This window comes from Hyella patelloides LEGE 07179, assembly GCF_900659865.1.
GTDB lineage: Bacteria > Cyanobacteriota > Cyanobacteriia > Cyanobacteriales > Xenococcaceae > Hyella > Hyella patelloides.
The window spans coordinates 1-14,501 of record NZ_LR213941.1 but is presented as its reverse complement, the minus strand read 5'-3'; the positions used below and the strand labels follow the sequence as shown (position 1 = coordinate 14,501).

The following is a 14,501-nucleotide window of genomic DNA, read 5'->3' as shown; positions in this document are numbered from 1 at the left end:
CCTCAACCAAAAAAGAGACAAAGTACCTGTTACTTGGGTCTTTGGAAATAGTAACGCTTCTTGGTTCACCAGTAAAATATCTACTCCATTTAATCTTCAATGGTTGAGACATTTTAGCTAGAGTCAAATCCCCATCAACCCATTGGAATGCGTTGGGGGCGTAATGAGCAGACTGTCTGTTATTTTTCTGTTTGAATTTGGGATATTTAGTTTTCCCTTTAAAGAAGTTTTGAAACGCTGTATTTAAATGCCTAAGTCCTTGCTGTAATGGTACAGATGAAACTTGTTTTAACCAAGATTTCGAGGGGTCTTTTTTGAGCTTGGTTAAAGCATTAGAAGTATCCGTATAACTAAGAGATACTTTGTCTTGGTAGTAACTATTAGTTCTGAGAGCTAATGCCCAATTGTAGACGAACCTCGCACAGCCAAATGTTTGCGCTAGCTCTAATCGCTGCGAGTCAGTCGGATAAAATCTGTACTTAAAACCTCTAAGCTGTTTCATAGAGGTATTTTACCAGATTACTACCTTCGTTGTAAAGTTCGATTCATAATGGCGTCCCGCCTGTGGTTTCCCAGGCGTTTATACCGCCCATCCCATCGCGTCCCGCGAGGGTCTTCTCTCACAAAAGATAAATAACTCCGCATTTTTCTTTAGTTCTGTCTTAGCATTGAAGATAAATGTTGTTAATTGTTTCCTCTGATTTTAATTTAACTATTTTTGTCCCTTGACTATCTCTGGGTAAGACTTCTACATCATTGATCGCTAAGGATAATCTTCTATCAGTATTAGTAGTTATAATCGCATCTTTTCCTGCTTTTGCTACTGTTACAGAGGCTAAACGATCTTCTTTATTATTAAAGTTGATGGCTTGAGTACCAATATCTCCTCGTTTGGCTAATCTGATGGCATTAACATCTAACTGTTTGCCATAGCCTAATTCTGTTATTAACAAGAGGTTATCTCGATCGCTTAAAGTGACACAACTCACTAATTCTTCTCCGTAGCGTAAGCGTAAAGCTTGGTTTCCTTGAGCATTTCTTCCCATAACGGGGATTTGTTCATTATTAACAGGAAAACGCAGGATACGCCCACCATTAGTTGCGATCGCTATTTCTTGATTTTCCCGAACTAAATTGAGATATTTGAGGCGATCTCGATCTTTGAGTTTAATTAATACTAATCCCCGATTGCCTATACTCTGTAATTCCGATCCTTTAAGTCTTTTCAGTATGCCTTTTTCTGTCAGCAGAATAACATCAAATGGTTCGTTTTCTGTCGGTAAAAAGAAATGAGCAATGGTCTGGTTAGCTTCTCTTTGGGCTGCTGAGGATAGGAAACTATAGGTAGTAGCGTTTTGACTTTCTAGTTTGCTAGGAATATCAGCGATCGCTATAGGATAGGCTCTACCGCTATCGGCTGCAAAAATTATTTTGTCATGATTGCCAATCAACTGATGCTGTGTAACAAATTCTTCTCCTTTTTTGAGAGCAGAAGTAGTAATTTGATTTGTCGGATCGGGATTTTGCCAATAAATATGACCTTCGTTAGTAATAGTAAGCTCTGCTCGCTCTGCTCGCTCAATTTTAAATAAAGAACTAGGTGGCTCTATTTTTTGGCTTTTTGTAGCTTTATTTTCGGCATTTTTAACATTTTTAGCTTTAGTTGGTTGCTTGACTTCTGGAGCAATAACCTGTTGCAATATCTGGGTGCGTCGTTCATCTCCATACTTGCGTTTTAGAGAACGTAATTCTTTTTTAAGAGTTTTCATTAGTTCATGGCGATCGCCCAAAAGAGTTTCTAACTGACTAATTCTCTGCTCTAATTCTGCTTGCTCGGTTTCTAACTTTTGTTTTTCTAAGCCAGTCAAGCGACGCATGGGCATTCCTAAGATAGAATCTGCCTGTGCTTCACTAATACCTAAATCTTCGGTTAAACTTGCTTTGGCAGTTGTGCCATCGGGTGCATTCCGCAAAATATCCACAATGGTATCGATGTTATTCAGGGCAACTAGTAACCCTGAGACTAAATGTAATCTTTGTTGAGTCTTTTCTAACTCGTTGCTATATTGCTTCCTGAGAGTTGATTCGCGAAAGACCAAGAATTCTTCAAGTAATTGCCTTAAAGAAAGCTGTACGGGCTTATTATTCACCAAAGCCAGCATAATCGCTCCAAAATTGCTCTGAAAAGCCGTTTGACGAGCCAACTTTTGCAACACCACTTTTGCCGAAGCATCCTTTTTCAACTCCATGACGACTCGCATTCCTGTGCGATCGCTTTCATCACGAATATCGGCAATACCTTCTAATTTGCTGTTGTTAACTAAATGGGCAACCTTCTCAATCCAACCCGCTTTATTTACCTGATAGGGTAATTCTGTCACGATAATAGCAGTACGCTCTTTCCTGCGTTTCTTTTGGCGTAAATAGAGGGTTTCTACCTTAGCTACTCCTCTAACTTTAATGATTCCTCTACCACTGCTGTAAGCGTCTTTAATCCCTTGAGTTTCCACAATTTCCCCTCCTGTGGGAAAATCAGGGCCAGGAATCAATTGCCAAAGCTTTTCATCGGGTAATTCAGGCTTATCAATCAGAGCAATCAAACCATTTACTATTTCTCCCAAATTATGAGGCGGTACATTAGTCGCCATCCCCACCGCAATCCCAGAGCAACCATTCAACAGCAAAATCGGTAACTGAGCGGGTAACACCACTGGCTCTTCCTGAGAGCTATCAAAATTATCGGTAAAATCAACTGTCGCCCCATCAATCTCATCTAACATTGCTTGATGAGCCACAGGAGCAAGTCTAGTTTCTGTGTAACGCATCGCTGCGGGAGGATCGTTATCTACCGAGCCAAAATTGCCATGTCCATCCAACAAAGGGTAACGAGTCGAAAAATCTTGTACCAAACGCACCAACGCATCATAAACTGACTGATCGCCGTGGGGGTGATATTTGCCCAACACATCCCCAACTACGCGGGCGCACTTCCGATAAGGACGATCTGGAGTCAAGCCTAATTCATGCATCGCATACAAAATGCGCCTATGCACTGGTTTTAATCCATCTCTAGCATCAGGTAAGGCTCGTCCCACAATAACGCTCATCGCGTATTCCAGATAAGACCTCTCCATCTCTGTATGCAGAGCAGTCGGGATAATTTGACCAGTCCCTAACAAATTAAGCTGTTTTGTCATTTATGATTCTCCACAAGTTGGTACTAGCATACCGTAATAAGTTGATTTTATAATCAATCAGGGACTTTTCTACTCCAGCGAAATCAAGAATAGTACAAAAATTCACTGATGCTCTTTTGATGAACGAGAAAGTCCTTACCTCACACCGTTGGGTAATAAAAAAATTTACCATTGGGCTTTTTTAAGCCACAATTGATATTGAATACCTTACTAGGTGTACCTCGAATATTATTCTTAACACTTAATTCTTATCTATATAAAGTAAAACTTTTGTAACTAGCATCAATGACAACAGTTCTGATTGTAGAAGACGATCCTATTAATTATCGGGTTTTTTCCAAAATTCTCACCAAACGAGGTGGCTTGGAAGTTAAGGGGACAGAAAATGTAGAAGAAGTCCTGAAATTCGCTATTTCTGGGGAAGTAGACGTAATTTTAATGGATGTTTCTTTAGCCAATAGTGTTTATCAAGGACAGCCAGTGGACGGAATCAAAATCACCCAAATGCTGAAAGCCAATCCTGAAACAGCAGATTTACCAGTCATTTTAGTAACTGCTCATGCCATGCAGGGCGATCGCGAAAACTTTCTTAAACAAAGTGGCGCAGATGGCTACATATCCAAACCTGTAGTTAATCATCAGCAGTTTATAGACCAAATTGTGTCACTGGTTAACTAATCTTGGTCGATCCTAAGTATGTAGCGCAAAATCTTACTATTGGGAGACCGAACCTTACTGCAAAACAGAGCATGAAATCCCCTGGCTTTGGATATAGGGATGAAATGCCACTGGCACGGGGCTGTGTTTTGAGGAGACCTCAAAACACAGCCCCTCAATTTATTGTCTAGCTGTTATTTCATCCTGCTTGTCTAAGGTGTTTATTATTTGGAGAGAATGATGCGATGATCGGTATTTTAGCGACATACTCGGAGTCTCAATATCATCCCAACTATTATGCTGCTTATGTTTCCAATCTCGATGGTTATAAATTAGAGGCTGTATGCTATAAATGGTGACTGCTTGCGAGCTTTTTGCAGAATTAACAATTCAAAATATTTGTATATATTACGTATATTAATCACAAAGTTTTAGTGAAAATAGCCTTTAATTTGGGTTGCTTCATGAATCATAGCTCCAATCACTGTAAATTAGAAATTAGCCTCACTGGCAACTCGGTAATATTGTTTTAAGAAGTACGTAATTTTTATGTGCTTCTTTTTTTTTGGGAATCAGAAAGTAAGAACTAAGATTAGGGAGTGGAATATTGGTCAAATAACCAAGAAGATGCATAATGAATGTTTTGGCAAGTAGCGATGGAGCAGAATATTCAATGGGACGTTTAGCTTTATTAAGTGTATCGGACAAAAGTGGAATTGTAGATTTAGCAAGGCAGCTAGTAACCGAATTTGATTTTGAGATTATCAGTAGTGGTGGTACAGCTAAAACTCTACAAGAAGCAGGAATCAATGTTACCAAAGTTAGCGACTACACTGGTTCACCAGAAATTTTAGGAGGAAGAGTCAAAACCCTACATCCTCGCATTCATGGCGGTATTTTAGCCAGAAGAGATTTAGCTGAAGATCTTGCCGAGTTGGAATCTAATAGTATTCGTTTTTTAGACTTAGTAGCCGTTAATCTTTATCCCTTTGAGAAAACTATTGCCCAACCTAACGTCACTGTAGCAGAAGCCATTGAAAAAATTGATATTGGGGGGCCTGCAATGATTAGGGCTGCTGCCAAAAACTTTGCTAACCTTACGGTATTGTGCGACCCTAGTCTATACGAAGAATATCTAGCAGAACTAGCTAAAGGAGATATTTCCTTAGAATTTAGCCAAAAAATGGCGGGAATCGCTTTTAATCGCACCTTTGCCTATGACCGTGCTATTTCTACTTATTTTGCAGAGTTAAATGGCAATACTGATTTACCCGATGCTTACAGTATTTCAGGAAATAAGGTGCAAACTCTCCGCTATGGAGAAAATCCCCATCAACCTGCTGCATGGTACAGTAATAGCAATACTGGCTGGAGTTCTGGGTCGCAATTGCAAGGAAAAGAGCTTAGTTATAATAATTTGGTCGATCTAGAAGCAGCAAGGCGCATTATTACCGAATTTCCTACCGATGAACCCGCAGCAGCTGTTTTAAAACACACCAATCCCTGTGGGGTAGCTGTAGCTGATACTCTAGCAGCAGCTTATGAACAAGCTTTTAATGCCGATAATGTTTCTGCTTTTGGGGGTATTGTCGCGTTGAACAAAACCATTGATGTACCTACCGCAACCGCTTTAACCACAACCTTTTTAGAATGTGTAGTTGCACCAGGATGCGATGAAGATGCCAAAGAAATTTTACAAAAGAAATCTAAATTAAGAGTTTTAGTCTTACCAGACTTAGCTACAGGAGAAAAGAATACCATAAAAGCGATCGCAGGAGGCTTTTTAGTCCAAGCAAGTGATGATTTAATTGAAAATCCCGATCGTTGGGAAATTGTCACGGAGAAAAAACCCTCCCCCGCAGAAATTGCCGAGATGCTGTTTGCTCAAAAAGTCGTAAAACACGTCAAATCTAACGCTATTGTTGTTACGAAAAATCGTACTACTTTAGGTATTGGTGCGGGACAGATGAATCGGGTAGGTGCGGTTAAAATTGCTCTCGAAGAAGCAGGAGAACAAACTTCAGGAGGTATTTTAGCTAGTGATGGTTTCTTTCCTTTTGATGACTCGGTACGTACTGCTGCTGCTGCGGGAATTAAAGCTATTATCCAACCAGGAGGCTCGATCAGAGACAAAGACTCAATCGCTGCTGCTAATGAATTGGGTATTGTGATGGTCTTAAGTGGTACAAGACACTTCTTACATTAGGTGATTAGTAGTTAGCCCCGTCAAGCGGGATAATATAGTTAGTGGCTAATTACACCCCTAATTCCCTGACTCCTAAATTCTGGTTAGTATTTATAGTAAAATAATACCTTGGCTATAATAGAGAATAGTCGTTTATTGTATTTTTGGAAAATTGGAGGCTAATATTTAATGACCCAAGTGGTTGTGGGACAAAATGAAAATATAGAATCTGCATTGCGTCGCTTTAAACGCCAAGTATCTAAAGCAGGTATTTTTGCCGATATTAAACGCCGTCGTCACTACGAAACCCCCATCGAAAAGCAGAAACGTAAAGCTATTGCTAGACGGAAAAAGCGTTATCGTTAATCAATAGCAGAAATTAAATTAATTTCCAGGAAGTTTGTTTATAATCTTCACGCTTAATTGTTAAGGTTACGTTTAACAAAAAATAAAATATCTATACAAAATCAAGCGATCGCTAGTTTTAATTAACTTATAGCGATCATTTTTTTTATAAGAAAATATTATCAACATGAAATTTAGATAAATCTTCTAGTTATTTGTTAAATTTTATTTACATATTTCCGACTCCCATATATCCTTAGCACAATAAGGATCAAAAACCACTATTTTGCCCTCGATACTCACTGTGAATCAATTACCTTCTATTGATAGCCAAGAATATTTACCGTACTTACTATTAGATCGAAACTTACAAGTTCAAAAATTTTCTGAGTTGTTAAAGCAATATACAGAAGAATTTCAAGAGATTTCTATTGGTGATGATGTTCGTGCGAGTTTTCCTGAGTTGGTTGGTTTAGAAGCAATTTGTGCAGAAATTTTAGAACAGAAGCAAGAGAAATTTGTTTTAGAATCTATTGCTCGTGAAAAAGATGAAGAGACTGTCTTATATTTTGATATCTGTATTCAAAGCATTAAAGATCGGCTAATTTTATTTTTTGATGATGTTACCGAGCTAGTTAGATTAAGGCAATCTTTTATGCAAAAAGCCAATGAAGCAGAACTGACGTTAAATGCTTTAAAAAGGTTTGAGTATTGCACCAATAAAATTATTGATTCTATGGGAGAAGTTTTATTTATCACTACTGCTTCTGGGAACATTGAAAGAACGAATAAAGCAGCAGAAAAGCTTCTAGAATGTCGTAGATCGCAATTAATTAATCGTTCTCTAAGTTCCATTTTTGAACAACAAGAATTTGATTGTGATGAATTTTATCAGTATTTAGTTAAAAACCAAAATTCCATTAAAAAGTTAGAAGCTTCTTTTCTTAATAAAGAGCAAAATAATCTTGAAATTGAATTCAATTGTTTTGTCATTCCGACAGAAATCACTGATGTATATAATTGCGTTTATATAGGACGCGATATTACCCTACGCAAACAGGCAGAACGAGATATGATGCAAGCTTTAGAGAGAGAAAAAGAACTAAGACAGTTAAAATCTCGTTTCCTTTCTATGGCTTCCCATGAATTTCGTAATCCCCTTAGCAGTATTTTGGTCTGTACCGATATGTTGTCACAAAATACAAATACTTTACGCTCAGAAGAACAAAGTTTTTACCTACAATTAATTAAAGAGTCAGCATTAAATATTCAAGCAATTTTAGAAGATATTTTAGTATTAAGTAAAGCAGAGTCAGGAAAACAAACTTTTAATCCTACATACTTAGATTTACAAGAATTTTGTCAGCAAATCATCAAAGAAATGCAGTTAACTTATAGTGGCAGAACTATTAATCTAATTGCACCACAAGATTGTTGGGAATTTTATGGCGATCCTAAATTGTTATGGCATATTTTTACCAATTTACTATCTAATGCTCTTAAATATTCTCCTAAAGAAAAAAGTGTCGATCTTGAAATAATTCCCCAAGAATTAGTTACAATAGTGACAGTAAGAGATCGCGGAATTGGGATACCTCCTGAAGCGCAAAAACATCTGTTTGACTCTTTTTATCGTGCTAGTAATGTAGGCGAAATTTCTGGTACTGGTTTAGGTTTAGCTATTGTAAAACGAGCGATCGATTTACACAAAGGGACGATCGAAGTAGTTAGTGAACCAGATCGGGGAACTACAATACAGTTACAACTTTTGAATCAATCTCCAGATAAAATCTGAATGCTTTGCCTAATTTTATAAACCCTTTTCTTTTTTCTCAAAGTCCACTAATTGATACTAGAATAAATTTCGAGTTATCACTACAATGTGTAGATAAACCTCAATATTGATTGTTTGAGAAATGAATTCAACAGATATGAATAAAGAAGAAATGCGCCAAAAGCTGGGTAATATCACACAAATCAGAGAGCTTTTGTTTGGGGAACAAATAGAAAAATATGACCAAAAGTTTGAAGAATATGACCAAAAATCCGCCAATTCACAAAAACAAATTCAGCACCTAGAAGCAAGCCTAGAAGAACTCAATTCTAGCTTAGAACAGTTTAAAGTAGAGATTAAAGAAAATTTATCACAACAGAAAAAATTCCTGTCTGAAGAAATTAATTCTGCGGTAGATTCCCTGGAGAAAAAGCTTAAATTTCTTAGCATTAATACTTATAGCGAAGTAAGTAAACTCAATCAAGAAATCGATCTGAAAACTCAAAGCAATTTCCAGAGAATAGAATTGGTTAGCGATCAGATCAATTCTCAGATCGAACAGCTAAAAGAAGAAGCTAGCCATAACAAAGTAACAATTGAAAAAGAGCTAAATAATCTGAAAAAACAGTTATCAGACAGTATCGAGAAAAATATATCTGACTTGACTGAAGCTAAAGTTTCTCGTAGTGATTTAGCAGAAGTTTTATTTGAATTGTGTCTTAAAGTGAAAGGACAAGATGCCATCGAATCAAATAGTAGTAATGGTCTTGTCAATAGTGTTGATGGTGAATTACTTTTGCTTGAAGAGCCAAATCAACAAGTAAGTCAATAAAGAAGTGAAACGCTAACATCAACATTCCTTTCCGTTATGGCTCGCGCATTCTATTACATACATCTAGAGATAAAGCGGAATTGCTCGTCATTCTATCGATCGTGAATCCAAGGACTGGGAAACTGGCAAAAAACGCTCTCTCTCATCATGAATCGCCAATAATGACGCGAGGAACCTATATCCAAGGAAATGTTAGATAAATGGTCAAATCATCAACGCCTAAATTACTGACCCTTTTTCCCAATTGCTTCACCTCGGTTGTGGTGGAGTGAAATTCTCTTGAGATTGATTGCTCCCACCATTTAGCGATTTTGGAGTAGAATCGATTTTACTTAGAAGTTGGTAGTAAGGTTTAGGTGTAAGCTCTGTAAAACTGTAAAAAAAACTAAAGAAAAATTACCTTTTAATCATGATTTTTTTTATAATAAAAAAATAATAAACCAAATCAAAATAAGTTAACAGAGTCCAAAAAATGGAATCTAATCAGAATAATAATTTAGATGAATTATTAAGCGATTTAAAATCTCAATACAACGCATCTAATACTACAGAAAAATCCCAAAATAATGATAAAATAGAGGATCTACTCAACGAAGTTAAATCACAACTAAAGCCAAATAACATATCAGCGAAAGCTAAGAATAATCAAGTTACTTCCAATAATCCTCAAGTAAATGAATATCTAGATTCTCTTAAAGCACAGTATAGAAATCAGCAAAGCCACCAACAAGCCCAAAAAGACTTAATTTATAACAGAAATCAACAAGAAATTATTGTTCAAGAACAGCAAAAACAATTGAAGCACAAACAATTAATCCGACAAGCTGAAAAATGGTTAGCGAACCTCGATCCTACTTCGGATGAAGGTATGTGGTTTAATCAACTTGCCGAATCTTATCCTTCAAAATTAGACGCAGCTATTAGTTATTTGTCAACTTTAGACCAATCTGGTTTTTAAGCATACTTTTGTGCAATATCAGCTATTCCTCTAGCATCAAAAGCATCGCCTATAGCTGCCATTTTCCATTCTGCGTCATGTCGGTAAACTTCTCCTAAAATTAAGCCATTTTTATTCTGATACTGGCTTCCAGAAAGTTTATAACGAGCAATTTCTTGATTATTGTTTAAATCAACTAATCTAACGAAAGCATTCTTGACTTGAGAAAGTTCTTGCTTGCGGTTTTTGGAGTCGTAAATGTTGATCAAAAAAAGTAGTTTGTTAATTTTAGTTGGGACTTGTGGTAAATCTACAATAATTTGCTCATCATCTCCCTTACCATCTCCAGTTAAGTTATCCCCTAAATGTGTAATAGCTTGGGAAGAATGTCTTAAATTACCAAAATAAACAATGTCAGATTTATTAGTCAACTTTTGATTTTCATTGAGACAGATCACAAAAGCATCCAAATCAAAATCAGGAGAAGAACCAAACCAACCGCCAGATTTTGGGGCGACATCCCACCCTAAACCACACATGAGTCGGCTAAGATTAGGAGCTTCTTTCTTCAGAGAAATGCGCTGTCCTTTTTGTAAATTAATGCTCATTTTTTAACTCTGATAGCGATTTAATAAAGCCTGTAATCCACCTTGATAACCAGAACCAATAGCACTCATGCGCCATGTACCATCTTTGCGATAAAGCTCTGCCATAATTAATGCAGTTTCAATGGAATAGTCTTCAGCCAAGTCATAGCGCAAAACTTCGTTTTTAGTCTTGACATCTATAAGTCGCACAAATGCATTCTGTACTTGTCCAAAGTTTTGTCCTCTTTGATCGGCTTCGTGAATCGTCACTGTAAATACCAGTTTTTGAACATCGCTTGGTATCTTTGTTAGGTTGACAGCGACCATCTCATCATCGCCTTCACCAGCCCCTGTTCTGTTATCTCCCATATACTCTACAGAAGCAGATTGATCTGGACTTTTGGGATTGTTATAAAAGATAAAATGCTTTTCACTCAAAATCTTTTCATTGCTACCCAACATAAATACAGAGGTGTCGAGGTCAAAATCAACACCCGAGTCTGTTACATTTATGTCCCATCCTAAGCCGACTAAAACCGCTTCTAAACCAGGAGCTACTTTTTCTAAGGAAACTCGTTGCCCTTTTGCTAAAGATATACCCATATTTCTCCTTTTTTCAAGATCTATCAGATTTAAGACTAGATTTAGGTCCTTATAATCATAACGTTTGGTTCTTTGACAATTAATTGTGTCCACCTAATTATGAAATAACAACCTATAGTAAAATACTAGCCAATTACTTTACTTTATAGGCTGAGATTGGCTCTTTAATAAAGCGAATATAAAAATGTTTAAAAGTAGAACGTAGTACACGAGGCAAACCAAAATCAATAGGCATAATAGCATCGGGTAGTTTCCAATCTGTTATCTGTAATTCTTGAGGAGTACAGTAAGGAAATTCTAAATCACTCAATTGAGGAAACAAATCTAATTTTTTTTGTGCGAGTAAAGTTGGCACGAGATCGGGATCGACATTAACCACTTCAACCAAAGCTCGATCTAAAGCAAAAACGTTATCAGACGCACCCAAAATGCCCAGTTCTCTGGGTTCACCTCCACTGGGACCATTACCCTCATGACCGATAATACCGTCGATAATCGTCAAATTTGGAGAAATTGCTTTTGCCGTTTCCACAATCATTTCTCCAAAGCGATTGACATCTTTGCCTGCTTCAACGTGCCACCAGGCTTTCATTTTACCAGGAACACAACCAAAGAGATTTTTAACTCCCATGGTCATGGTTAGCTGCATATGGGATTTTACTTTCGGGAGATTGATTACCACATCCGCGTTGATCGCTTCTTTAGAAAGACGCAGATGGTTAAAATTCTCATTCTCTGTAGTGTAACGTTGACCGTGAAATTCTACTATGGGTAAATCTAATTCTTCGCACAAGGGTAAATAACCATTAGCTTTGGCTACCCCTTTAGCACTACCAAAAGCAGGACTGTCGCCTAAAAAGGGTTTTCCCCCTGCTTCTAAGACTAACTGCGCCACACAGTAGACTATTTCTTTTCTGGTAATACATTCTTTAGCGGGACGACTTCCTGTCAATAGATTTGGTTTTAATAATACACGATCGCCTTCTTTAACGAAAGCTTCTATTCCCCCTAAAGGTTTTAAGAGATGTTGCAATGCGGATTTTAATCCTGAAAGATCGTAAGAAGTGGCACGGATTAGACTTACTTGAGACATCTGTATATGTAATAATCAATTGAATTTTTAAGTTCTTTTTAATCTATCCTATTCGCCAGTAATAATTATTTATTGAGGGTTGATTGATTACAACCAAAGGAATTATCGAGATTACGAGGAGTATTCTTATCAACAGGATAGGCAGTTAAAATTACAGTCCCATCTTCTTGTTTAATTACTCCTCTGGCAAGATAGACTGGTTCGCCATTATTTTTATAAGCGACTGGTTGAATATGGGGTGGAATATGATTGGAGTCTACAAAATTATCGTTATTGGGAGCTAAACTTGATGTTTCTAATTCTCCGTCCAAAATTAAAGCATCAGCAGTAAAGGGTGCGGTAGATTCGGAAGCTATCCCTCCTTTTCCTTGAATTGCAAGACTAGACACATCTTCGATATCTGATGCCGAACAAACATTCGATGTGGTAACAAGCTCTGGGGAGACAACGTTATCTGATAGTTCTGTAGTTTTCCGTAGGGGATTATTATCAGGGGTTTCGATAGTAACTGCGCCATCTAAACCTTCGGTTCCCGAACTAGCATCCATGTCGTTAGTGCCATTATTGTCAATAGCTCGACGTTCTTCAATTCCGAATAAAGACTCTGCGGTGATTTCAATATTTCCACCTTGTCCTTGTTCGGCACTGGCGATAATATCATTGCCATTGCTATTGCCACGGCTAGGATAGGCTATAATGAATTCGGCATCAATATTGATGTTCCCGCCATTAGCACCACTGTCTGCTCTTGCCGATATCAAACTGCGATCTCTGATGATTAAGGTATCATCAATATCTAGAGTTATAATACCACCTTGACCGCGATCGGCAGTAGTTGAGGCCGAAACAGATGCTTGATTTTCTAAAGTTAAAGAATCTGCCTTCAGGGTAAGTTCACCACCAATCCCCGATGCATTATCTGCGGTTATTTTTCCTTGGTTACTAACTTCAACCGAGCCAGCATTAATTTTCAGATTGCCAGCAGCACCCGTCCCTGGTGGAAGTGGTTCGCGACTTCCCACAACTTGTTGAAAATTACCAACCGTGATTACTGCTTCATCTCGAACTATTAATTTATCAGTTGCTATTGTTAGGTCGCCACCGTTTCCATCACCTTCAATAGTATTAGCAAACAAACCACTAGGAACTTTCCCATTTGACCCAACCAATTCGATGTATTCTGATGCTGTCACAGTCAAATCTCCCGCATCTCCGTCTCCAAAAGTAGTGGCAACGACTTCACCTCCCCCTGTTAGAGATAGTTGAGCCGTAGTAATTTCAATCCCGCCTGCATTTCCTACGGCATTGCCACCGACATTACTAAAAATGCCACTGACATTACCTTGTGAATTCTCACCCGCAGCAGAAATATTCTGACTGGCATCGATGGTGACTAACCCAGCATCTCCAGTACCAGAAGTACTGGCATTGACTGTTCCACCGTTAGTTAGAGTCAGATTAGATGTGGTAATTTCAATTCCTCCTGCATCTCCTACTGCACCAGACCCTAATTCAGTCTCTATAGTGCTAGTTCTTGTAGTGTTTTCGTCAAAGATATTAAAACCTTCAATATTTACGTTTTCAGTAGCTTCAACTCGAATACTTCCTGCATTACCTCGACCTTCTGCGCTGCTACTAATAATACCTCCATTTTCTAAATTAAGAGAATCGGCGTTAATCACAATATTTCCTGCATTGCCTACTGTACCTGTACCTGATTGACTTAAGATTCCGCTAGGAAGACCATTTTCATCAATTCCAGAAAGAAGCAAATCTTCTTCAACACCAATAGAGATGCTTCCTCCATCACCTCGTCCACCAGCTAATCCTTCTTCTTGGTCTTCTCTTCTCACCAAGGTTTGTATTTGTCCTCCTGATTCTAAAGATAGAGAGCCAGCTTCAATCGTAATATTTCCCCCATCTCCTTTTGCTTCCCTTTCGACGTTACTGAAAATATTGCCATCGGTAAGATTTGCCTCACCTGCAATGTTTAATCTCACATTTCCTGCATTACCTTGACCAGAAGTACTACTGCTGATTTCACCATTATCACTTAGAGAAAGAGAATTAGCTGTAATTTCAACATTTCCCGCATTTCCTACTGCACCAGACTCTAATTCAGTCTCTATGGTACTAGTTCTCGTAGTATCTTCGTCAAAGATCGTAAAACCTTCAATATTTACGTTTTCAGTAGCTTCAACTCGAATACTTCCTGCATTACCTCGACCTTCTGCGCTGCTACTAATAATACCTCCATTTTCTAAATTAAGAGAATCGGCGTTAATCACAAT

General features: G+C 37.8%; 11 protein-coding genes and 1 pseudogene. 6 read left to right on the top strand and 6 right to left on the bottom strand.

The window, feature by feature from the left end; translation table 11 throughout:
• Window positions 1-502: RNA-guided endonuclease InsQ/TnpB family protein (locus H1P_RS22405; protein ID WP_144871524.1), on the bottom strand; the 502-nt coding region annotated here is incomplete at its 3' end.
• 160 nt (window positions 503-662) lie between these two features.
• Window positions 663-3,197 carry a DNA gyrase/topoisomerase IV subunit A gene (locus tag H1P_RS22400; protein ID WP_144871522.1) on the bottom strand — a complete coding sequence of 845 codons (2,535 nt, stop codon included), beginning with the start codon at window positions 3,195-3,197 and terminating at the stop codon, window positions 663-665.
• Between the two features lie 285 nt (window positions 3,198-3,482).
• Between H1P_RS22400 and H1P_RS22395 the strand changes: the two genes are divergently transcribed.
• The 6 genes from H1P_RS22395 (at window position 3,483) to H1P_RS22370 (ending at window position 9,948) form a co-directional block, all read left to right on the top strand.
• Entirely contained in the window at window positions 3,483-3,875 is a 393-nt protein-coding gene (locus H1P_RS22395; RefSeq protein ID WP_144871520.1) for a response regulator, read from the top strand.
• Window positions 3,876-4,527: 652 nt separating this feature from the next.
• Entirely contained in the window at window positions 4,528-6,060 is a 1,533-nt protein-coding gene (gene purH / locus H1P_RS22390) for a bifunctional phosphoribosylaminoimidazolecarboxamide formyltransferase/IMP cyclohydrolase (RefSeq protein ID WP_144871526.1), read from the top strand.
• A 168-nt stretch (window positions 6,061-6,228) separates the two neighbouring features.
• Window positions 6,229-6,405 carry a 30S ribosomal protein S21 gene (gene rpsU, locus H1P_RS22385; protein ID WP_144871518.1) on the top strand — a complete coding sequence of 59 codons (177 nt, stop codon included), beginning with the start codon at window positions 6,229-6,231 and terminating at the stop codon, window positions 6,403-6,405.
• 283 nt (window positions 6,406-6,688) lie between these two features.
• A complete protein-coding gene (locus H1P_RS22380) occupies window positions 6,689-8,179 on the top strand; it encodes a sensor histidine kinase (RefSeq protein ID WP_246141901.1) in 1,491 nt (496 codons plus the stop codon).
• 121 nt (window positions 8,180-8,300) lie between these two features.
• A complete protein-coding gene (locus H1P_RS22375; RefSeq protein ID WP_144871514.1) occupies window positions 8,301-8,990 on the top strand; it encodes a hypothetical protein in 690 nt (229 codons plus the stop codon).
• Between the two features lie 472 nt (window positions 8,991-9,462).
• Complete coding sequence (locus H1P_RS22370) at window positions 9,463-9,948, top strand: salt stress protein, Slr1339 family (RefSeq protein WP_144871512.1); 486 nt, start codon at window positions 9,463-9,465, stop codon at window positions 9,946-9,948.
• Here the strand turns inward: H1P_RS22370 and H1P_RS22365 are convergent.
• The 4 genes and pseudogenes from H1P_RS22365 to H1P_RS36380 form a co-directional block, all read right to left on the bottom strand.
• On the bottom strand, window positions 9,945-10,535 hold the full coding sequence (locus H1P_RS22365) for a TerD family protein (RefSeq protein ID WP_144871510.1): 591 nt from the start codon (window positions 10,533-10,535) through the stop codon (window positions 9,945-9,947). The genes H1P_RS22370 and H1P_RS22365 overlap by 4 nt on opposite strands.
• Before the next feature lie 3 nt (window positions 10,536-10,538).
• Complete coding sequence (locus H1P_RS22360) at window positions 10,539-11,117, bottom strand: TerD family protein (protein ID WP_144871508.1); 579 nt, start codon at window positions 11,115-11,117, stop codon at window positions 10,539-10,541.
• Window positions 11,118-11,250: 133 nt separating this feature from the next.
• Entirely contained in the window at window positions 11,251-12,210 is a 960-nt protein-coding gene (locus H1P_RS22355; protein WP_144871506.1) for an Npun_F2552 family protein, read from the bottom strand.
• Between the two features lie 65 nt (window positions 12,211-12,275).
• Window positions 12,276-14,501 (bottom strand): annotated as a pseudogene (locus tag H1P_RS36380) (S-layer family protein); the annotation flags it as partial.